This is a genomic window from Achromobacter sp. FW305-C-28, assembly GCF_058783235.1.
In genome coordinates, this window is record NZ_JBYSYL010000003.1 from 190601 (window position 1) to 209688 (window position 19088).

Consider the following 19088-nt stretch of genomic DNA (forward strand, 5'->3'; position numbering starts at 1 on the left):
TACCTCAGGAGCGCGCGGCCGCTTCGAAGGCCACGGGGTTGGAGAGCGTGCCGATGCCCGAGACTTCCACCTCGACCACGTCACCGGGTTTCAGGAAACGGGGCGGCGTGAAGCGCACGCCCGCGCCGATCGGCGTGCCGGTCGAAATGACGTCGCCGGGTTGCAAGGTGGTCCAGGTGGAGATGTAGCGGATCAGTTCAGCGAACGGGAACATCAGGTTGGCGGTGGTGTCGTGCTGACGAATCTCGCCGTTGACGCGGGTGGTGACGGTCAGCGGCGCACGGGGGTCGAACTCGTCGGCGGTGACGAGCCACGGACCGATGGACCCGCTGGCGTCCCAGTTCTTGCCTTGGGTGACGTTGAACTTGCCGTGGCGCAGCCAGTCGCGGATGGTGCCTTCGTTCAGGCAGGTCAGGCCGGCCACGTGCGACCAGGCGTCGGCCGCGGCGATGCGGCGGCCGGCCTTGCCGATGACCAGGGCGATTTCGCCTTCGTAGTCCAGCTGCTCGGATTCCGGCGGCCGCAGCAGCGGCTGGCCGTGGCCCACGAACGACTCGGGAAAGCGCGGGAACACGCTGGGGTATTGCGGCGGCGCGCTGCCGTCTTTGTATTCTTCGTTGCGGTTGCCGTAGTTGACGCCCACGCAGATGATCTTGCCGGGCGCGGCAATGGGGGGGCGCAGCGTCAGGGCCGCCAGCGGCAGCGTGGCGTCCAGGCCTGCGGCCAGGTCGGCCAGGTGCGGCAGGGCGCCGGCCGCCAGCACGGCGTGCAGGTCGGCATGGCCTTGCCGGCTCAGGTCGACGACGGCGTCGCCGCGCAGCAGGCCGAAGCCGGCGCGGCCCTGGTATTCAAAGGACAGGAGTTTCATGTGTCGAATCCAAAAAGGCGGGCCGGGTTGTCGACCAGGATTTTCTTGAGCGTGGCGCCGTCGCCCGCGTAGCGGTGCAGCTGATCCACCAGGCGGCCCTCGTCGGGCGGCTGCTTGACGGACACGGGGTGGGGCCAGTCGCTGCCCCAGACGACGCGGTCGGGGTTGGCGGCGATCAGGGCGTGGGCCAGCGGCACCACGTCGTCCCAGGGCGGGCCGGATCGCGATAGCTTTTCGGTCAGCGACAGCATCACCCAGAAGTTGCCCCGGTCCAGCAACTCGACCAGCTTGCGGCGCGTGGGATCGTCGGCCCCGGCAGTGGGGTCGGCGCGGCCCATGTGATCGATCAGCACCGGAATGTCCAGCGCTTCGAACTGCGCCGCCTGCGCCATCATGCCGTCGGGTTCGGGCTGGAATTTGGCGTACCAGCCCAGTTCGCGGATGCGGGCGATGGCGCGCTGGAACGTGGCCGGGTCCATGCTGATGCCCAGGCCCTGGCGGGTGAAGCGCGCGCCGCGCACGCCCGCGTCGTGCAGCCGGGCGATGTAGGCGTCGTCGCGTTCGGCCAGCACCAGCGCGTTGGCGCAGCCGCGGTAGCCGGGGCCGGCCGTGGCCAGGCCGTCCAGCACTACCTGGTGGTCGGCGCCGTAGGTGGTGGCCTGCACGATGACGCCGCGCTCGATACCGAGCAAACGGTGCAGGCGCAGCGCGGTGTCGATGGTGGCGCTGGGCATTTCATAGGCCGCGCCGGGGCGCACCGGGTAGCGGTCGACGGGCCCGAACACGTGGAACTGGCTGTCGCAGGCTTTCGGTGGCAAGACCTTGGCCGGCGCGGTGGGGTGGGGGTGAAAGGGCAGGTATTGCGGCATGTGGGTCCTTGGTGTTGACAGGCCCTAGCCCAGCACCGCGACGAAGTCGCATTCGATGAGCTTGTCGCCGTCCAGGTCCGCCTGCATGGTGTGGCGGGCGGGGCGATCGGCCGGATCGGGAAAGGCGCGCAGCCACACGGCGTTGAGCGCCGCGCGCTGGCTGCGGTCGCGCATCCAGACGGTCATCCTGGCGATCTGGCCGAGGGACCCGCCGCCCGCTTGAACGATGCGGCGGATGTGGTCGAACATCAGCTCGCACTGGTGCTCCAGCGTGTCGCCGTAGGCGCCCGTGGACGGGTCGGTGCCCTGGATGCTGCCGGAATACAGCAGGTTGCCGACGCGGCAGGCGGCGGGAATGGGGTTCTTGTGGCTGAAGCCTTCGGCGTAGATGCTTTGTCGTGTCATGGTGTGTGGCCAAGGAAGGGAATCGGGGGGCGGGCAGGGTCTGTCGGCGCCACGAGGCGCCTTGTGCAGGCCCTAGTTGGCGGTGATGCCCGCGCGTTTGATGATGGGCGTCCAGCGCGCGTCTTCCGCGGCCAGGTAGCGGGTGAATTCGGCTGGCGAGCTGGCCTGGGCATCGGCGCCCAGTTCCTGGAAGCGCTGGATGATGTCGGGCTGGCGCAGGATCTTGTCCAGCGCCTGGCTCAGTTGCGCCAGCACCTCGGGCGGCGTGCCCTTGGGCGCGAGCAGGCCGGTGAAGGTGGCGGCTTCCATGCCGGCCACGCCGGCTTCGGCAAAGGTGGGCACGTCGGGCAGCGACGGCACGCGCTGCGCCGTCGTCACGGCCAGGCCGCGCGTGCGGCCTTCCTTGATGTACGGCAGCGACACCGAGATCTGGTCGAAATTGAAGTCCACCTGGCCGCCCAAGAGGTCGGTGGTGGCGGGGGCGTTGCCCTTGTATTGCGCCGTGGTCCAGCGTGCGCCGGTCAGCGATTGCAGCAGTTCGCTCACCAGGTGGTTGGTGGTGCCGGCGCCCGGCGAGGCCATGTTCAGCTTGCCGGGTTCCTGCCTGGCCAGCGCCAGCAGGTCGCCCAGGGTCTTGACCGGCAGGCCGGGCCGCACCTGCAACACCAGCGGCGTGTACGACACCGAGCTGATGGGTTCGAAATCGCGATCCCACTTGTAGGCCTGGCGCTTGAAGATCAGCGGGCTGAACAGCAAGGGGCCGTTGGCCGCCATGAACAGCGTGTAGCCGTCGGGCGCCGAGCGCGCCACCTGTTCGCCTGCGATCATGCCGCCGGCGCCGGGCTTGTTTTCCACGATGAACGGCTGGCCGAACGCCGCCTGCAGGCCCGGCCCGATCAGGCGCGCGGCGACGTCCACATTGCCGCCGGGCGGGTAGGGCACCACGATCTTCACGGGTTTGTCGGGCCAGGCGTGGGCCAGGGTGGTCACGGCGGTCAGCGCCAGGGCGGCGCAGGCTTTGGCAAGCGGGTGCATGGGTTGTCTCCTTGGGGGTGTTCTGTTGTTTGGACAGACTCTAGAAACTTGCCCGCCGGGCGACAATGCCAAAAATTCGAAAAAGTCCGAATATTGGACTTATTGCGGGAATCGCGGTTTGTCCGGATTCACCGACCCCTGTAAAACCCGGGAAAATGGGCGCAAAGCTATCGCCAGCCGCGTTTTTCGCCGGCTTTTCAGGTTCAATATATGGACGTCTTGTAATGCGTATCGCCGCCCCGGAACTCACCCCCGAACAAACCTACAAGCTCATGAGCGGCATCGTGGTGCCGCGCCCGATCGCCTGGATCACCACGCTGGGGCCGGGCGGCAAGGTCAACCTGGCGCCGTTCAGCTGCTACACCTTCGTGTCCAACACCCCGCCGATGCTGGGCGTGAACATCGGCCGCAAGGCTGGGCTGCGCAAGGACACCGCCCGCAATATGCTTGAGCACGGTCATTTCGTGGTGAACATCGGCAATGCAGACCTGCTCGATGCCATTCACGCCAGCGCCGAAGAGCATCCGCCCGAAGTCAGCGAAGCCGAACTGCTGCAGCTGGACGTGCTGCCGGGCGAGGCCATCGCCACCCCGCGCCTGGCCGCGGCGCCCGTCAGCCTGGAGTGCGTGCTGCACAGCGTGACGCCGTTTGGCGACACGGGCGCGGAATTCTTCGTCGGCGAAGTGCGGCTGTTTCACATCCGCGACGGGCTGGCGCGCGACGGCAAGATCGACACCACCTTGCTCGACCCCATCTGCCGCATCGGCGGGCCGAACTACGCGCGGCTGGGACCGCTGATCACCAAGCGCACGCTGCGCCAGACGCCCAAGTCGGTCATGGGGCAGGACGCGTCATGAACGCGCGGGCGGGCGGCATAACGGGCGACGGCGACGCGCTGCGCGGCACGGCGCACGATGACGATACGCCGCGCGGTACGGCGGCGGGCAACGAGGCCGACGACGCGCTGCCCGGCGCGCAGACCGTGCGCCGCGCCATGGCAATCCTGCGGCTGGTGGCCTGCGGGCAAGAGCGGGGCGTGCGGCTGATCGACCTGGTACGCATGTCGGGCCTGAACCGGCCCACCGTGCACCGCCTGCTCAAGACGCTGGTGCAGGAAGGCGCCGTCGAGCAGGACGCGGCCACCCGGCGTTACCTGATCGGCGGCGAGATCAGCCTGCTGGGCCTGGCACGCACGCGCCGCTTTCCGCTCTTGACCCTGGCCGATCCGTATCTGGCCGAACTGGCCGACCAAGTGGGCGACACGGTCTTCCTCAGCGTGCGCCACGGTCACGATTCCATCTGCATCGGCCGCAAGACCGGGCATCATCCGATCCAGGTGCTGTCGATCGAAGTGGGCGTGCGCCGGCCGTTGGGCCTGGGCGTGTCGGGCGTGGCGCTGCTGTCGTGCCTGGACGCGACGGAAAGCGCCGCCATCGTGCAGGCCAACGCCGCGCGCCTGGCGGTGGCGGGCGAATCGGTTGACGACATCCTGCGGCGCGTGGATCAAGCGCGCGCCAGCGGCATCGCGCATGCGCCCAACGGGCTGATGCCGGGCACCAGCGCGGTGGCGCTGGCGATTCGGGCAGACGATCGCGAACCGCTGGGCGCCGTGACGGTGACCGCAATGGCCGACCGGCTGGCTGGCGGCCGCCTGGCCCAGGTGGTCGAACGCATGCGCGACCGCGCGCAGGCCATCGCGCGGCGCCATGCCGAGGTCAGCGAACGGCGGCGGTAGGTGCGGCGCAGGGCGTCAGTACGTCAGCGACGCGCCGGTGACGACCTCGTACAGGAAGCGGTCCAGCCGTTCGGTCTGGCCATCGGGCCGGTCGAAGAAGGGCGCTTTTTCCAGGGCCTGCAGCGTGGTTTCCAGGTAGGCGTGGATCAGCGGAAAGCGCGGACCGTGTTCCGCTTCGCCGGCCTGCATCTTGATGGTCAGCAACTGGTTGATCTCGTCGCGCAGCGCGGCATCGGTGACCATGGCGTCGGCCAGGTCGGCAAAGCGCATCGGCGGGATGCCGCGGCCGCTGTCGATCCATTGCGCGGCCAGCACGGGGCGCAGCACGTACAGATATTTCTTCAGGCGCACGGTGTCGCCCTGCAGCGACTCGCGAAAGTTGCGCCCGGCCATGGCCACATAGTGCCAGCGGCCCTTCATCTGCGAAAAATACTCGCTGCGAAAATGCCGCAGCCAATCGCTGGTGGCCTCGTCCTGGCGGTACAGCACGGGCGAATCCAGCCACTCGAACAGCGTAGGGTTGGACCCGCGCAGCAGTTGCAGCGCCTTGCGCAGTTCCCAGCCGGAGACGTCCAGTTCGTCGTCGATGGGCAGCTCGATCACGTCGCGCTGCGGCGACACGCGCAAGTACCAGTCCAGCTTGTGCACGTACAGAAAGCGCACGTCATAGTCGCTGTCGGGCGAGGCAAAGCCCCAGCCTCGGCTGCCGGATTCGCAGGCGAGCAGCACGCGTACGTCGTGGCGCTGTTCGATGTGTTCCAGGGTGGCCATGACGCGTTCGCGGATGGCCGGATCGATGGGGTGGGCGTGCAGGATCGAAGTCATTCGGAAATGCTATCACTGCGGACAGCGATCTGCTGCTTCTGCCGCCAACGCCGCTTGCAAGCGCTTTGATTCAGAACTTGGTGGACTGGGGAGGCTTCTGGATCTCGCAGACGGCTTCGTTAGTGTATGTGCTGCGAGTGGACTCACTGTACATCTGGCGAACGAACTTGAGATCGATTCTGCTGATGTTGTTCTTGAATGTATACGGCCCGCTTCGCGTGGTCCACATAACTGCATCCGAGCCGAACGCGGCCTTGTAGGTACCGGAATTGTTGCCGCCGCGAATCTCGGAGGTGGCTTTGGAGAATTGGCAGATTAGCCGATCTCTTCTCTGAAAGTGTCGGGCGGCTGCACCAAAGACCGTCCAGGCGCTGTTCGACATGTTGCGGCGCGATGACAGCCCTGGCCGCGCCCGGCGGTCGCGGGCCGGGCACGGTCATCGCGCCGACATGACGCCGCTCTAGCATCGCGCTTTTCGGCGAGGCGACATGATCATCCGCAATGCAGAGGTCGGCGACAGCGCCGACATCGTGGAACTGCTGGCCCAGTTGGGCTACCCCGGCACGCAGGCGTTCGTGCCCGAGAAAATCGAACGCCTGCTGGGCCATCGCGACGCCGAACTGCTGGTGGCCGAGGACGGCGGCAGGCTGCTGGGATTCATCGGCCTGCACTTCATGGTGCAACTGGCCTTGCCGGGCGACTTCTGCCGCATCACCTATTTCTGCGTCAGCGATTCGGCGCGCGGTAGCGGCGTGGGCCGGGCGCTGGAAGAGGCGGCGGCATCGTTGGCGGTAGGGCGCGGCTGCGACCGCATCGAAGTGCATTGCCACGAGCGGCGCGTGGACGCGCACCGCTTCTATTACCGCCAGGGCTACGAGGAATCGCCGAAGTACCTGATGAAGCGCTGCCAGCGCTGAACGGCCTGGCGGCGCGGCGCGGTCAAACCGCCGCCAGCGCCGCGGCCAGGGTGCGTGCCGCCGGCCCCAAGGGCTGGTCGATCCGGTGCGCCAGGTAGACCTCGGTCGCCACCTGGCTGCCGCGTCCCAGGCTGCCGGTGGGCAGGCGCAGCAGGCGGCCTTCGGCCAGGTCGCGTTCCACCAGCCACAGCGGCAGCCGGCCCCAGCCCACGCCGGCCAGGATCAACGCATGCTTGGTGTCCTGCCCGCTGACCCGGCAGGTCTGCGGCGACAGCACGGCAAAGTCGCGGCCGTCGCTGAGCGTGGACGGATCGGTCTGCACCACCTGCACGTGGTCGGCCAGGTCAGGCGCGGCCAGCGGCTTGCCATCGGCTACGTGCGCGGCCAGCGCATGGCCGGCGCCCACCACCGCCACCATCTGCACCGACGACAGCGCCTGCAAGGCAATGCGGGGATGGCGGAAATGCTCGCCCGCCACGATGCCCAGCTGATGGCTGCCGGCCAGCAGTGAGGCAATCGGCCCGCCCAGCGGCAGCACGGCCACGCGCGTGGCCACCGACGGATAGACCGCGCGCAGCCGGTTCAGCGCCGCGCCCACCTGGGCAATGGGATACAGCGTGTCCACCACGAGCGACAGTTCCAGCTCGACCCCTTCGCCCAGCCCCTGGGCGCGGGCCCGCATGGCATCCACGCGCAGCAGGATGTCGCGCGCATTCGCCAACAAGGCCTGGCCTTCGGGCGTCATGACGGGGCGGTGGCCGGTGCGGTCGAACAGCCGCACGCCCAACTGCGCTTCCATGTTGGCAATGGCGTGGCTGACGGCCGATTGCACCCGCGCCAGCTGGCGCGCGGCGGCGCGAAAGCTGCCGGTGTCGGCGACGGCGGCAAACACGCGTAGCTGGTCCAGGGTCAGGGCGTCTATCATCGGGCGGCTTGATCTGTTTTTTAGATCGGTTTCATCAAAAGATTATCACTTATCAGAATCGGTTCCACCCGGCATGCTGGCGGCTTCGCCAAGCGAGGAGAGGCAAGGATGGACAAGGCAGAAGGCACGGCGCAGGCCGGCCAGCCGGCAGGCACGCGCTGGGGCGCGGTGCTGGCGATCGTGGGCGCAGGCGTCGTGGCGTCGTTGCAGGTGGGCAAGGTGATCATCGCGGCGCCGCTCTTGCGCCGCGACCTGGGGCTGGACCTGGCGTCCATCGGCACGCTGACGGCCGTGTTCTCGATCCTGGGCGTGCTGGGCGGCATTGCGGCGGGCGGCATCATCGCGCGGTTCGGCGCGCGCCGCATGCTGTTGTGCGGCCTGCTGGCCACCGCGCTGGGCACGGCGGCGGGCGCGCTGGCGCCGGGCTATGGCGCCTTGCTGGCCACGCGCGTGGTCGAAGGCCTGGGTTTCCTGCTGATCACCGTGGCTGGCCCGGCGGCTTTGCAGCGCATCGTGCTGCCCTCCAGCCGCGACCTGGCCTTTGCGCTCTGGAGCTGCTACATGCCCACCGGCATGGCCGTGGCCATGCTGGCCTCGCAGGCGTTTGGCGACTGGCATGCCTACTGGTGGTGCGCCGGGGCCGCGGTGCTGGTGGCGCTGGCCTGCGTGGCCGCGCTGGCGCCGGCCACGCCGGGCGGCAAAGGCCTGTCGTGGGCCGGCCTGCGCCAGGACACCACCGACACCCTGGGCGCCGGCGGGCCGATGCTGCTGGCCGCCTCGTTCACGCTCTACAGCCTGATGTTCTTTGCGTTGTTCACCTTCCTGCCGGTGTTGCTGATGGACAAGCTGGGCCTGCCGTTGGCCACCGCCGGCCTGTACAGCGCGGCAGCCAGCGCCGCCAACATCATCGGCAACCTGGGGGCGGGCGTGCTGCTGTCGCGCGGCTGGCGGCGGTCGACCCTTATCGCCTGCGCCAGCGCGGCGATGGGCGTGGTGGCGTTGCTGATCTTCCGGTCGGTGTTTCCGGCGATGCCGACCTTTCTCCTGTGCGTGCTGTTTTCGGCGGTGGGCGGGCTGATCCCGGCCACGCTGCTGGGCACCGCGCCGCTGGTGGCGCCCCGGCCGGCGCTGACGGCCTCGGCCGTCGGGCTGGTGATGATGGGCAGCAACCTGGGCCAGGTGATCGGCCCGGTCACGGTGGGCGGGGTGATCGACCGCTATGGCTGGGCGCAGGCCTCGCTGATCGTCGCGGCCGCGGCGCTGGGCGGCGTATTCATCGCGTGGCGATTGCGCCGGCTGGGCGGGGCCGGGCTGTAGGCGCAGGCAGTATCGTTGGCGCAATACGGGCGGGGGCATATCGGCGGGGCGATAACGCCCGGGCAATCATGGTGGCGGTCGCGCCCCACGCACGTGCAGCTGTCACGCGTCAGGCCTATCATGCAAACTCGTCTTACCTGGAGCCGCCATGTCTTCCTCGTCTGTCCCGCGCCTGGTCATCTTCGATTGCGACGGTGTCCTGATCGATAGCGAAATCATCGCCGCACGCGCCCAGTCGCGCGCGCTGGCCGAACACGGCATTGCGATCACGCCGCAAGAGGCCGCCCGGCGTTTTGCGGGCATCCCCGACGCCGACATGTGGCAGACGCTGCAAGACGAAAACGCGCGCGTGCTGCCCGAAGACTTTCCGCGCGCCTACGCCGACCGCCTGCAAGACACCTTCCGCCAGGAACTGCGTGCGCTGCCCGGCGTGCGCGAAACCCTGGCCGCGCTGCGCGAGCGCGGCATCGAATACTGCGTGGCCTCCAGCAGCACCCCGCCCAAGCTGGAAGCCGCGCTCAAGCTGGTCGGCCTGTGGGAGGAATTCGCGCCCCATGTCTTCAGCACGGCGCAGGTGGCGCACGGCAAACCCGCACCCGATGTGTTTCTGTTCGCCGCGCGCCAGATGCGCGCCGCGATCCTGGATTGTGTGGTGGTCGAAGACAGCGTGCCCGGCGTGCGCGCCGCCCGGGCCGCGCGCATGCGGGCGGTGGGCTACGTCGGCGCCTCGCACAACGGGCCGGACCAGCGCCAGCGCCTGCTGGACGAAGGCGCGTTCGAGGTCATCGATGATTTGCAGCGGCTGACGGACATCATCTGATCTCGTACGTCACGCCGCCGCGGGCACGGCCTCGGGCTTGACCCGCACCGCGCGCAGCACCCCGATCACCAGCAGCGCGATACCCACGAGCGTCAGCGGCTGCGGCATGCTGCCGCGCAGGATGAAGGCGTAGGCCAGCGCTGCCAGCGTCTCGAACACGATCAACTGCCCGGCCAGGGCGGTGGGCAGGCGCTGGCTGGCTTCGTTCCAGCACAGCGTGCCCAGCCACGACGAGAACAACCCGATGATGATCATCAAGCCCAGGAACACCTCGGGCCGCGGCCCCAGCGGCATGGCGAAACCGCTGCCGGTGGCGGTCATGCCGCCCCATAGCAAGCCGTAGCCGGCCAGCGCCAGCGGCAGCGTCGCCACGCCCTGGGCGGTGGCCCAGGTGCGCGGGCTGCGGCCGGGGTGGTCGCGCAGCCAGTCGGCATTGCGCAAGGGATACCAGGTCCAGCAGGCCACCGCGCCCAGCGCCAGCATGGCGCCGATGGCATAGCGCGAGAGATCCGCGTCGGCTTCCTGGCGCAGCGCCTGCAATTCCACCTGGTTGACGCAGCCGATACCCAGCGCGATCAGCGCCAGCGACGGCGCCAGCCGCTTCCAGGGCAGCCGGCCGTCGCGGCGCGCATTGCGCAGGTTGGCGCAGATGGCGATCACCACGGGCAGCGTGCCGATGATCATCGTGGGCACCGGACCGCCGGCGCGCTGAATGGCGCTGGCCAGGCACAGGTAATAGAGCAGGTTGCCAATCGCCGCCAGCTTCAGCGCTTCGATCCAGTCGGCGCGCGTCAACTGGCGCAGCGCCTTGCGGTCCAGCCAGGCCAGCGGCAGCGCGATCAGGCCGAACGCCAGGTAGCGCGCCACCGATTGCAGGGCGGCGGGGTATTCAGGCAGCAAAAGCGGGCCGACGAACACCAGCCCCCACATCAGGCCGGCCGCCAGGGCGTACATCGATCCTGCCCACATAGACACTCCCATCGCAGATTCAATACAGACAGGCAGTCTAGCGATACGGGCGGGGGCAATCTTGTACGAGATTGCTGCGCCGCCGCGCCTGGCAATCCGTTGGCTGATGGATGCCAACGAGATGTCCACGGGGCCCGTCAGGATGAGATCGCCTGCCAGGAGAGGCAATGGGTCGGCCGGCTAGGCCCGCACTTGCTTCTGATAGCGCGCTGGCGTCACCCCATAGCGGCGGGTGAACGCACGCGTCAGGTGGGCCTGGTCGGTCAGGCCGGCGGCCAGCGCCGTCTGCGCCGGGGTTTCGCCCGCGGCCAGCAGGCGCTTGGCCTCGAACAGGCGCAGCGCCATCAGCATCTGCTGCGGCGTGGCATGGTGCTGCGCCTGGAAACTGCGCAGGAAATGGAAGGGGCTCAGCCCGGCGACCTCGGCCAGTTCTTCCAGCGTCAGGCGCCGCGACAGATTGGCGCGCAGGTAGTCGATGACGCGGGCGAAACGCGGCGCGGCGGTGGCCTGCAAGGGCCGGGGCACGCGGGCGTGGCGGCGAAATTCCGCCAGCAGGGCATACAGGGCGCTGTCGAACGCCAGCGGTTCACGCGCCTGCCACAACTTGTCGAGCAGGGCGGTGACGCGTTGCGCGCTGTTGGCATCGTGGCCCACCGCGCAGTCGAACCACCAATCGGCTTCGCCGGTCACCCGTGCGACCACGGCGGGGTCGATGTAGGCCATGCGGTAGCGCCAGCCGCCTTCGGTCTCGGCCTGGCCGGTGTGCAGTTCGTCGGGGTTCATCAGCACCACCGACCCGGACGGGGCCAGGTGCTCGGCGCCGCGGTAGCGAAAGCGTTCCACGCCGGTTTCGATCGCGCCCAGGCCAAAGGCCTCGTGCGTATGCGGCTCGAAGGCGTGGCGGATGATGTGGGCGCGGTACAGCTCGACGCCGGGCCGATGTGCCTGGCGGCGGAATTCGGCGCGGTCGTTGGGGTGGTCGAACGCCTGCGGCACGCCCGCGATGATCGGTTCAGCGGGCGCGGCGACGCCGCGAGGGGGAGGCAACAGGGAAGCCATGCGGGAATTTAAACATGATTGCCGTCCTGCATGGCCGCCAGCCGCGCCAGCAGCATCTCGCGTTCGCGGGCGTTCTGGGTCATGCCGGCCGCGCGTTCGAATTCCACGGCCGCCTCGGCGCGCCGGCCCAGCTTGGCCAGCAGGTCGCCGCGCACGCTGGGCAGCCAGTGGTAGTTGGCCAGCGTCGGGTCCTGGGCCAGGGCATCGGCCAGGTCCAGCCCGGCCTGAGGGCCGAACGCCATGCCGACGGCCACGGCGCGATTCAGTGCCACCACCGGTGATGGCTGGGCGCGCAACAGCCGGTCGTACAGCCCCACGATGCGCGCCCAGTCGGTGTCGGCGGCCTGCCGCGCCCGCGCATGGCAGGCGGCCAGGCCGGCCTGCAATGCATAAGGCCCGTCTGCGCCGCCCAGGTCTTCGGCCCGCGCCAGCGCGGCCAGGCCGCGGCGGATCAGCAGCGTGTCCCAGCGGCCCCGGTCCTGTTCCAGCAGCAGCACCGGGCGGCCCTGGACGTCGCTGCGGGCGTGCAGCCGCGAGGCCTGCAATTCCATCAGCGCCACCAGCCCGTGCACCTCGCTTTCCAGGGGTGCCAGCTGGGCCAGGATGCGGCCCAGCCGCAGGGCTTCGTCGCACAGCGCCGGGCGCATCCAGTCTTGTCCCGACGTGGCGGCATAGCCTTCGTTGAAGATCAGGTAGATCACTTCCAGCACCGAGGCCAGGCGCGGCGCGCGGTCCTGCGGACCCGGTACCTCGAACGGCACGCCGGCCGCGGCCAGGCTGCGCTTGGCCCGAACGATGCGTTGGGCGATGGTGGATTCCGACGCCAGGAAGGCGCGTGCGATCTCGGCGGTGGACAGCCCGCCCAACAGGCGCAGCGTCAACGCCACCCGCGCCTCGGTGGACAGCACCGGGTGGCAGGCCGTGAACACCAGCCGCAGCAGGTCGTCGCCGATATCGTCCTGGCGCGCCGCGTCCAGCGCGTCGACGAAATCGGGCTCGACGTCGGCCTGCAAGGCTTCGAGTTCGTGCCCGATCTGCTCGTGCTTGCGGTGGTGGATGGCGTCCAGCCGCAGGCGGTCGCGAGCGCGGTTTTTGGCGGTGGTCATGAGCCACGCTCCCGGGTTGTCCGGCACGCCGCTGGTCGGCCAGCGCTCCAGCGCGGCCACCAGCGCGTCCTGGGCCAGTTCTTCGGCCAGCCCGACGTCGCGCACCAGGCGCGCCACGCCGGCAATGACGCTGGCGGCCTCGATGCGCCAAACGGCCTCGATGGCGCGGTGCGTGGCGGCGGCGTTCGGCGCAATCATGCCGGCGGGGTCTCGCCCGGCACCATGTGGAACACTTCCCAGATGTGGCCGTCCAGGTCGTCAAAACCATGGCCGTACATGAAGCCATGGTCTTGCGGCTGGCGCGGCACGGTGGCGCCCGCGGCCTTGGCGCGGGCGACCAGGTCGTCGACCTCGGCGCGGCTTTCGCAGGACAGGGCGATCAGCACTTCGGTGCTTTGCGTGGCATCCGCGATGGGCTTGCCGGTAAAGCCCTGGAAGAAGGGCTTGACCAGCAGCATCACGTAGATGCCGTCGCCTACGACCATGCAGGCGCCCTGGTCGTTGGTGAATTGCGGATTGAAGGTGAAGCCCAGGCGCTTGAAGAAAGCCTGCGACTTCTGCATGTCGCTGATGGGCAGGTTGACGAAGATCTGTTTATGCATGGCGTGCCTCGTGTCGGGGGGATCAGCGGTGAATCACCGGCCGTTGCCGGGCAGGGCGCGAAAGCGCTCGATGGCCTCGCCGGCGCCCAGGTCATCCAGTTCGTACAGCTGGCGCACTTCGATTTCGCAGGGCTGGTCGGGGAACGGTTCGGGAAAGCGCAGCGTCCATTGCAGGGCTTCTTCGCGCGAGCGCACCTGGATCAGGGTGTAGCCGGCCACCAGTTCCTTGGTGTCGGCAAAGGGGCCGTCCACGACCTTGCGTTGGCCCTTGCTGTCGTACTGGATGCGCCACCCCGCCGACGAGGGCCGCAGGCCGTTGGCATCCAGCAGCACGCCGGCCTTGGCCAGGGCTTCGTGGTAGGCGCCCATGGCGGCGAGCAGGCTGGCGTCCGGCAGCAGGCCGGCTTCGCTGTCGGACGTGGCGCGCACGATGATCATGAATCGCATTGCAGTCTCCTGGTGTCGATGGCAAGGCCCCAGTCTTGGGGCTTGTACCGGCACGACGCATGGCGCAGGGCCAAATCGACAGCGGCATCACGAATTCAGGGTAAATACCTAGTCGATGGGTCGGCTGCCGGCCAGTGTCTGCCGATGGCCGGTCGGGCGATTACAGGAAACAGGGCCCAAGTTCCCGCACTTCGACCGTGGCCCACTGGGCGGCCGGGCACTCGGCCGCCAGCTTCAAGGCTTCTTCGCGGCTGTCAGTGGTCAATAGGAAAAAGCCGCCGATCATTTCCTTGGCTTCGGCGAACGGGCCGTCGACCAGCGTGCGCTGGCCGCCCCGTACCTGCAGCCGCACGCCGTCGGCATCGGATTTCAGCGATTCGGCGGCTTTCAGCAGGCCGCGCGACTGCAGGCCTTCGGCATAGCGCAGCATCTGCGCGTAGGCCTCGCGGCCTGCTTCCGGCGTGCGCTCGGCGCGTTGGCCCGTCGGTTCGACTATCAACAGCATGTACGGCATGGTTTCTTCCTGGTGGACGGCGCGCGGGGCGCGTTTTCGAAGGGGGCAGGCCGCCAGAGTACAGCGGTTTGCGGCAGGCCGAGCAAGCGTTTGCACAGGCGAAATAAAACCGGCCGAAGCCGGTTGCTGTAGACAAGGCCGAAGCGCCAGGATCAGGAATCGCCAGGCTTGGCAGCCGCCGCGGTCTTGTTCTCGGCCTTGCCATCGCTCGCCTTGGCCTCGCCCTGGGCGGGCTTGGCCGGCGCCGTGATGTCCATGATCAATTCCACCCGCCGATTGGCCGCCCGGCCCGCCGGCGTGTCGTTCGACTCGATCGGTCGCGTCTCGGCATAGCCCACCGCCCGCAGGCGGCTGCCGGCCACGCCGTCGCGCACCAGTTCACGCAGTACGCTGGTGGCGCGGCTGCTGGACAGTTCCCAGTTCGAGGCGAACTGGCGCGTCTGGATCGGCACGGGGTCGCTGTGGCCTTCCACCGATACCTGGTAGGCGTTCTTGTTCAGGATCACGGCCAGGCGCTTGATCACGTCCAGCCCGGCCGGGCTGAGCGTGGCCTGGCCCGACGGGAACAGCAGTTCGTTGCTGATCCGAAAGCTCACCGATTGCTCATTGATGATGACGTCGACCGACTTGCCCAGGTCGCCCAGGCCCAGCGACTCCTTGGACGGCGCCTTCAGCGGCTTGGCGGCGTCGGCGACCACCACGCCGTCGGCCGGCGGTTCGGCGCTTTCCGCGGCGGCCGCGGCAACCGGCGCGGGCGGTTCGGCCCAGCTGGCCGGAATGGCGACCGCATCGAATTCGGAATACTCGCCGTCATAGGTCGGCAAGCCCTTGGTTGCCAGCGTGCCGACCAGGTCCACCTGCTTGTCGCCGGCTTCGTAAAAGCCGCCGTGCAGCCGCGACACCGCCAGCAGCACCACCAGCATGGCCAGCAGCAGCGTGATCAGGTCCAGGTAGCTCAGCAGCCAGTTCTCGGCGTCCTGCTCGACCGTTTCCTCGACGTGCCAGCGGGCGTAGCGGTCCTTGCGGTCGCTCTTGGTCGGGCGCCAGCCGCTGTTGGCGGCCGCCTTCTGCGCGCGCATCTGGGCCTGGCGGGCCTGCTCGATCCGCTGCGCCAGGGAAGGGGAAATCAGGCTCATTGGCGCGCGGGGGCGGGGCGGGTAATGGAGACGGGCTTGGCGGCCGGGGCCACCTGGCCTTCGGTCTTGGCGCGCTGGGCCTGCGCGCCGCCGTCGTAGATTTCGTCTTCGACGTGCATCACGAACGAATTGAGCGTTTCGCGCACCACGGCCGGGCCGCGCTTCTCGCACATCATGGCAATGCCCTGCAGCACCATGTTCATGGATTCCACGCGGCGCGCGGTACGGCGTTCCAGTTTCACGGCGATGGGCTTGCAGACCAGGTTGGCCAGCAAGATACCGTAGAAAGTCGTCATCAGGCCGATGGCCAGCTGCTGGCCGATCATCGTCATGCTGCCGTCGCCCAGCACGGCCATCAGGTTGATCAGGCCGATCAGCGTGCCCAGCATGCCGAAGGCGGGGGCAAACGTGGCCATCACGCGGAACATCTGCGCCTCGGCCATTTCACGGGCCCGCAGCCGCGACACGCGCCACTGCAGCAGTTCGATGATCTGGTCTTCCGGGGTGTTGTCGATGATGAGCTGCACGCCGGTGCGCAGGAACGGGTTGGTGACCTTTTTCAGTTCCTGTTCGACCTTGTGCACGTCCGTGTTCATCCACAGCTGCGCCATCGACACCAGTTCTTCGATGTCGCGCTGCTGGTCGTGCTGGTCGTTGCGAAACACCGTCCCCACCAGCTTGAACACCCGCATCACTTCGGACAGCGGGTAGGCGATGAACAGCGCGGCGCAGGTGCCGCCCAGCACGATGGCCAGGCCCGGCAGGTTGAAATACAGGCCCGGGTCGGTGGCGGCCAGCGCCACGACGATAACCAGGGTAAGCAGGCCGACGACGGCGCCGATGACGGTAGACGGATTCATGGATCTTGCCCGATAGCGAGGGCACTCCGTTCACGGAATGCCGGATGGTGGCAAATTCTAGCCACGGACCGGGCCGGCCAATCGGGAGGAAAACGGGGCGAAAGGGGCGGTAAGCGCCGGCTTAAACCGCCTGTCAGGGTGCGCGCCGGGGCGCGTTGCGCAAGAAAACCAGGGTGACGCGCCAGGGCGCGTCACGGAAGAAAAATAGGGGCGGATTAAGGGCGGATGAAAGAGGGATCGGCCGCCGTCACGCCGCCGGCCCGGCCGAGGGGGCGGCCCGATGCTGGCGCGCCCGCCATTCGTCACGGGTGATTTCCCACACTTCGGCCTGCATGCGGCCCGAGACAAAGCCGCGTTCTTCCGTGGCGACCAGGCGCATGCCGGTGCGCCGCGACAGGTTGCGCGAGCCCTCGTTGGCGATGGCCTTGGGCGCCCGCAGCACCGATTGTTCCAGCACGTCGAACCAATAGCCGGTGACCACTTCGCAGGCCTCGGTCATGTAACCGTGGCCGCGAAAGTCCGGGTCCAGCCAGAAGCCGCGGTTGTTGCCGGGGTCGTCCTGCATCAGGCTGATGAGGCCGATCAGGCGATCGGGTTCGGCGCGCGTGCGCAGCGACCAATGCCACTGCACGCCGCGCCGCATCGCCGGCAGCGCCACCTGCTCTACATAGGTGCGCGCGCCGTCCGCCGGGTAGGGCCAGGGCACCTGGTCCGCCAGGTAGCGCACCACTTCCCATTGCGCAAAGATGCGCTGGATGGCCGGTGCGTCGTCCAGCCCAAGCGGCGGCAGGATCAGGCGTTCGGTGGCAAGCGTGGGCAGCGCGGCGGCGTCGGGCATGGCGGCAAGGGAGTCGGGGTCCGGGGTAGGTGAGCGGATATGTATATCATGGACGACATATCGCGGCCGAACGCCGTGGGTCCTGGAGAGGTGCAAGCAGGGGCCCGGGTTGCCGCAGCAACGGAGAAAAACATGAATGCAGCCAACGAAAACGTCAGCATGGCGCTTTTTTGCGACTTCGAGAACGTGGCGCTTGGCGTGCGCGACACGAAGTACCAGAAGTTCGATATCCGCCCGGTGCTCGAGCGCCTGCTGCTCAAGGGCAGCATCGTGGTCAAGAAGGCCTATTGCGACTGGGAACGCTACAAGGAATTCAAGGCGCCCATGCACGAGGCCAATTTCGAGCTCATCGAAATCCCCCACGTGCGCCAATCGGGCAAGAATTCGGCCGACATCCGGCTGGTCGTGGACGCACTGGACTTCTGCTACACCAAGTCGCACGTCAACACCTTCGTCATCATCAGCGGCGATTCCGACTTCTCGCCCCTGGTGTCCAAGCTGCGCGAGAACAACAAGAAGGTGATCGGGGTGGGCGTCAAGCAATCCACCTCGGACCTGTTGATCGCCAACTGCGACGAATTCATTTTCTATGACGACCTGGCCCGCGAAGGCCAGCGCGCCGCCGACGCCCGCCGCGACAATCGCGGCGCGGCCAACCCCACCCAGCGCCGTTCGCCGGACGAAGAGCGGCGCCGCAAGGAAGAGCTGGAAGCCCGCAAGACGCAGGCGGTGGACATGGTGGTCGAGACTTTCGAGGCCCTGATGGCCGAGCGCGGCGACAGCGGCAAGGTCTGGGCGTCCGCCCTGAAAGACGCGCTCAAGCGCCGCCGGCCGGATTTCAACGAGTCCTACTACGGCTTTCGCGCCTTCGGCAATCTGCTGGACGAAGCCCAGTCGCGCGGTTTCCTGGAAGTGGGCCGCGAAGAAAAATCGGGCACCTACGTGTATCGCGACAACGCGGGCGGCGGCCAGGCGCGCACGGGTGGCAAGCCCGGCGTGCGCGCCTTGGCGTCGACGTCGGGGCAAGATGCTCAGGCAGAGGTTTCTGCCGCTGACGAGGCCGATGCCAAGCCGGCCCGCAATGCACGCGGCGGCCGCAAGCATCCGGACGCGTCGGGTGGCCGCGGTGGTCGTGGGGGTTCGGGCCGCGCCCCGGGCCGTCATGAACCGGGCCGCGAGGGCGAGGAACCCGTGGCGTTGCCGTTATGGGGCGTAGAACCTGCCGCTGCGCCGTCGCAGGCGTTCGAAGTGGATGCGGCGCAATCGATGCCGGCAGGGCCGTTCTCCGCGCCTGCAAGCAGTGAATCACCCTTCGTGGAACAGTCGTCGTCGCCGGACGCGGCGCCGCAGGCCGACAACAAGAGCCGGCGCGGGTCGCGCGGCGGCCGTGCGGCGGCTAAAAGCGGTCGGAACGCGGCGACGTCCGGTGCGGATTCGGCCGCATCCACCGTCGCGACGGCGCAAGTCTCGGCAGGGACCGCGCCTGTCGCGGAACCCGCCGCTGCGCAGGCCGCACCGTCCCGTCAGGCAAGCGAGCCTGCGTTGACGCCGGCCGGCAGTGAGCCGGTCGCGGCAGAATCCGCCCCGGCCACCGGCCGCAAGCCAGCGCGCGCCGCGAAGTCCGGCCGTCGCACGTCCGCAGGGGCGTCAAAGCAGGCGCAGGCGTCTGCGCCGGAACCCGTCGCCGAACCCACGCCCAAGCCGGCCCGCAAGACGGCCACGCGCGCTCGTCGCCCGCGCAAGGCGGCGGACGCCGAATAATCCGGCGGTCATTGATCCGGCGGTCATCGCAGGCAACGAGGCCTGGCGCGTGCGCCAGGCCTCGGTCGTTCTATCCGCAG

General features: G+C 68.5%; 21 protein-coding genes. 6 read left to right on the top strand and 15 right to left on the bottom strand.

The window, feature by feature from the left end; translation table 11 throughout:
* Nucleotides 1–4: 4 nt before the first annotated feature.
* From AC3WMR_RS09620 to AC3WMR_RS09635, 4 genes are all read right to left on the bottom strand, one after another.
* Nucleotides 5–868, bottom strand: a complete 864-nt coding sequence (locus AC3WMR_RS09620) for a fumarylacetoacetate hydrolase family protein (protein WP_492262892.1) — start codon at nucleotides 866–868, stop codon at nucleotides 5–7.
* Nucleotides 865–1737, bottom strand: coding sequence for an amidohydrolase family protein (locus AC3WMR_RS09625; RefSeq protein WP_492262893.1), 873 nt, complete (start codon nucleotides 1735–1737; stop codon nucleotides 865–867). Before AC3WMR_RS09625 ends, AC3WMR_RS09620 begins: the two co-directional genes overlap by 4 nt.
* A 24-nt stretch (nucleotides 1738–1761) precedes the next feature.
* Nucleotides 1762–2142 carry a RidA family protein gene (locus AC3WMR_RS09630; RefSeq protein ID WP_492262894.1) on the bottom strand — a complete coding sequence of 127 codons (381 nt, stop codon included), beginning with the start codon at nucleotides 2140–2142 and terminating at the stop codon, nucleotides 1762–1764.
* 72 nt (nucleotides 2143–2214) lie between these two features.
* Nucleotides 2215–3177 (bottom strand): Bug family tripartite tricarboxylate transporter substrate binding protein, encoded by a 963-nt coding sequence (locus AC3WMR_RS09635; RefSeq protein WP_492262895.1) that lies wholly within the window; start codon nucleotides 3175–3177, stop codon nucleotides 2215–2217.
* 224 nt (nucleotides 3178–3401) lie between these two features.
* Between AC3WMR_RS09635 and AC3WMR_RS09640 the strand changes: the two genes are divergently transcribed.
* Together AC3WMR_RS09640 and AC3WMR_RS09645 are read left to right on the top strand one after the other, a co-directional pair.
* The gene (locus tag AC3WMR_RS09640) at nucleotides 3402–4034 is read left to right on the top strand and encodes a flavin reductase family protein (RefSeq protein ID WP_492262896.1); all 633 of its coding nucleotides are present in this window, start codon (nucleotides 3402–3404) and stop codon (nucleotides 4032–4034) included.
* On the top strand, nucleotides 4031–4912 hold the full coding sequence (locus AC3WMR_RS09645; protein WP_492262897.1) for an IclR family transcriptional regulator: 882 nt from the start codon (nucleotides 4031–4033) through the stop codon (nucleotides 4910–4912). The genes AC3WMR_RS09640 and AC3WMR_RS09645 overlap by 4 nt, the downstream gene beginning before the upstream one ends.
* A gap of 15 nt (nucleotides 4913–4927) precedes the next feature.
* On the opposite strand, the gene AC3WMR_RS09650 is transcribed toward AC3WMR_RS09645, so the two are convergent.
* On the bottom strand, nucleotides 4928–5737 hold the full coding sequence (locus tag AC3WMR_RS09650; RefSeq protein ID WP_492262898.1) for a nucleotidyltransferase domain-containing protein: 810 nt from the start codon (nucleotides 5735–5737) through the stop codon (nucleotides 4928–4930).
* 488 nt (nucleotides 5738–6225) lie between these two features.
* Between AC3WMR_RS09650 and AC3WMR_RS09655 the strand changes: the two genes are divergently transcribed.
* Nucleotides 6226–6654, top strand: a complete 429-nt coding sequence (locus tag AC3WMR_RS09655) for a GNAT family N-acetyltransferase (protein ID WP_025138317.1) — start codon at nucleotides 6226–6228, stop codon at nucleotides 6652–6654.
* A gap of 22 nt (nucleotides 6655–6676) precedes the next feature.
* Here the strand turns inward: AC3WMR_RS09655 and AC3WMR_RS09660 are convergent, their stop codons facing one another.
* Complete coding sequence (locus tag AC3WMR_RS09660; RefSeq protein ID WP_492262899.1) at nucleotides 6677–7579, bottom strand: LysR family transcriptional regulator; 903 nt, start codon at nucleotides 7577–7579, stop codon at nucleotides 6677–6679.
* A gap of 108 nt (nucleotides 7580–7687) precedes the next feature.
* Between AC3WMR_RS09660 and AC3WMR_RS09665 the strand changes: the two genes are divergently transcribed.
* Together AC3WMR_RS09665 and AC3WMR_RS09670 are read left to right on the top strand one after the other, a co-directional pair.
* Nucleotides 7688–8896 carry an MFS transporter gene (locus tag AC3WMR_RS09665; protein WP_492262900.1) on the top strand — a complete coding sequence of 403 codons (1209 nt, stop codon included), beginning with the start codon at nucleotides 7688–7690 and terminating at the stop codon, nucleotides 8894–8896.
* A 148-nt stretch (nucleotides 8897–9044) separates the two neighbouring features.
* On the top strand, nucleotides 9045–9716 hold the full coding sequence (locus tag AC3WMR_RS09670) for an HAD family hydrolase (protein ID WP_492262901.1): 672 nt from the start codon (nucleotides 9045–9047) through the stop codon (nucleotides 9714–9716).
* 9 nt (nucleotides 9717–9725) lie between these two features.
* Here the strand turns inward: AC3WMR_RS09670 and AC3WMR_RS09675 are convergent, their stop codons facing one another.
* From AC3WMR_RS09675 to AC3WMR_RS09715, 9 genes are all read right to left on the bottom strand, one after another.
* Nucleotides 9726–10685: a DMT family transporter gene (locus tag AC3WMR_RS09675; protein WP_492262902.1), complete on the bottom strand. Its 960-nt coding sequence runs from the start codon at nucleotides 10683–10685 to the stop codon at nucleotides 9726–9728.
* Between the two features lie 180 nt (nucleotides 10686–10865).
* A complete protein-coding gene (locus AC3WMR_RS09680) occupies nucleotides 10866–11744 on the bottom strand; it encodes an AraC family transcriptional regulator (protein ID WP_492262903.1) in 879 nt (292 codons plus the stop codon).
* 8 nt (nucleotides 11745–11752) lie between these two features.
* Nucleotides 11753–13048 (bottom strand): RNA polymerase sigma factor, encoded by a 1296-nt coding sequence (locus AC3WMR_RS09685; protein ID WP_492262904.1) that lies wholly within the window; start codon nucleotides 13046–13048, stop codon nucleotides 11753–11755.
* Nucleotides 13045–13452 carry a VOC family protein gene (locus tag AC3WMR_RS09690; protein WP_492262905.1) on the bottom strand — a complete coding sequence of 136 codons (408 nt, stop codon included), beginning with the start codon at nucleotides 13450–13452 and terminating at the stop codon, nucleotides 13045–13047. Before AC3WMR_RS09690 ends, AC3WMR_RS09685 begins: the two co-directional genes overlap by 4 nt.
* Before the next feature lie 33 nt (nucleotides 13453–13485).
* Nucleotides 13486–13899 carry a YciI family protein gene (locus AC3WMR_RS09695; protein WP_492262906.1) on the bottom strand — a complete coding sequence of 138 codons (414 nt, stop codon included), beginning with the start codon at nucleotides 13897–13899 and terminating at the stop codon, nucleotides 13486–13488.
* Between the two features lie 160 nt (nucleotides 13900–14059).
* Nucleotides 14060–14413, bottom strand: a complete 354-nt coding sequence (locus tag AC3WMR_RS09700; RefSeq protein ID WP_492262907.1) for a YciI family protein — start codon at nucleotides 14411–14413, stop codon at nucleotides 14060–14062.
* A gap of 152 nt (nucleotides 14414–14565) precedes the next feature.
* Nucleotides 14566–15549 carry an OmpA family protein gene (locus tag AC3WMR_RS09705; RefSeq protein ID WP_492262908.1) on the bottom strand — a complete coding sequence of 328 codons (984 nt, stop codon included), beginning with the start codon at nucleotides 15547–15549 and terminating at the stop codon, nucleotides 14566–14568.
* Complete coding sequence (locus tag AC3WMR_RS09710; protein WP_492262909.1) at nucleotides 15546–16409, bottom strand: motility protein A; 864 nt, start codon at nucleotides 16407–16409, stop codon at nucleotides 15546–15548. The genes AC3WMR_RS09705 and AC3WMR_RS09710 overlap by 4 nt, the downstream gene beginning before the upstream one ends.
* 247 nt (nucleotides 16410–16656) lie before the next feature.
* Nucleotides 16657–17247 (bottom strand): GNAT family N-acetyltransferase, encoded by a 591-nt coding sequence (locus tag AC3WMR_RS09715; protein ID WP_492262910.1) that lies wholly within the window; start codon nucleotides 17245–17247, stop codon nucleotides 16657–16659.
* Between the two features lie 132 nt (nucleotides 17248–17379).
* Here AC3WMR_RS09715 and AC3WMR_RS09720 point away from each other — a divergent pair, with 132 nt between their 5' ends.
* Complete coding sequence (locus AC3WMR_RS09720; protein ID WP_492262911.1) at nucleotides 17380–19008, top strand: NYN domain-containing protein; 1629 nt, start codon at nucleotides 17380–17382, stop codon at nucleotides 19006–19008.
* Nucleotides 19009–19088: the final 80 nt, after the last annotated feature.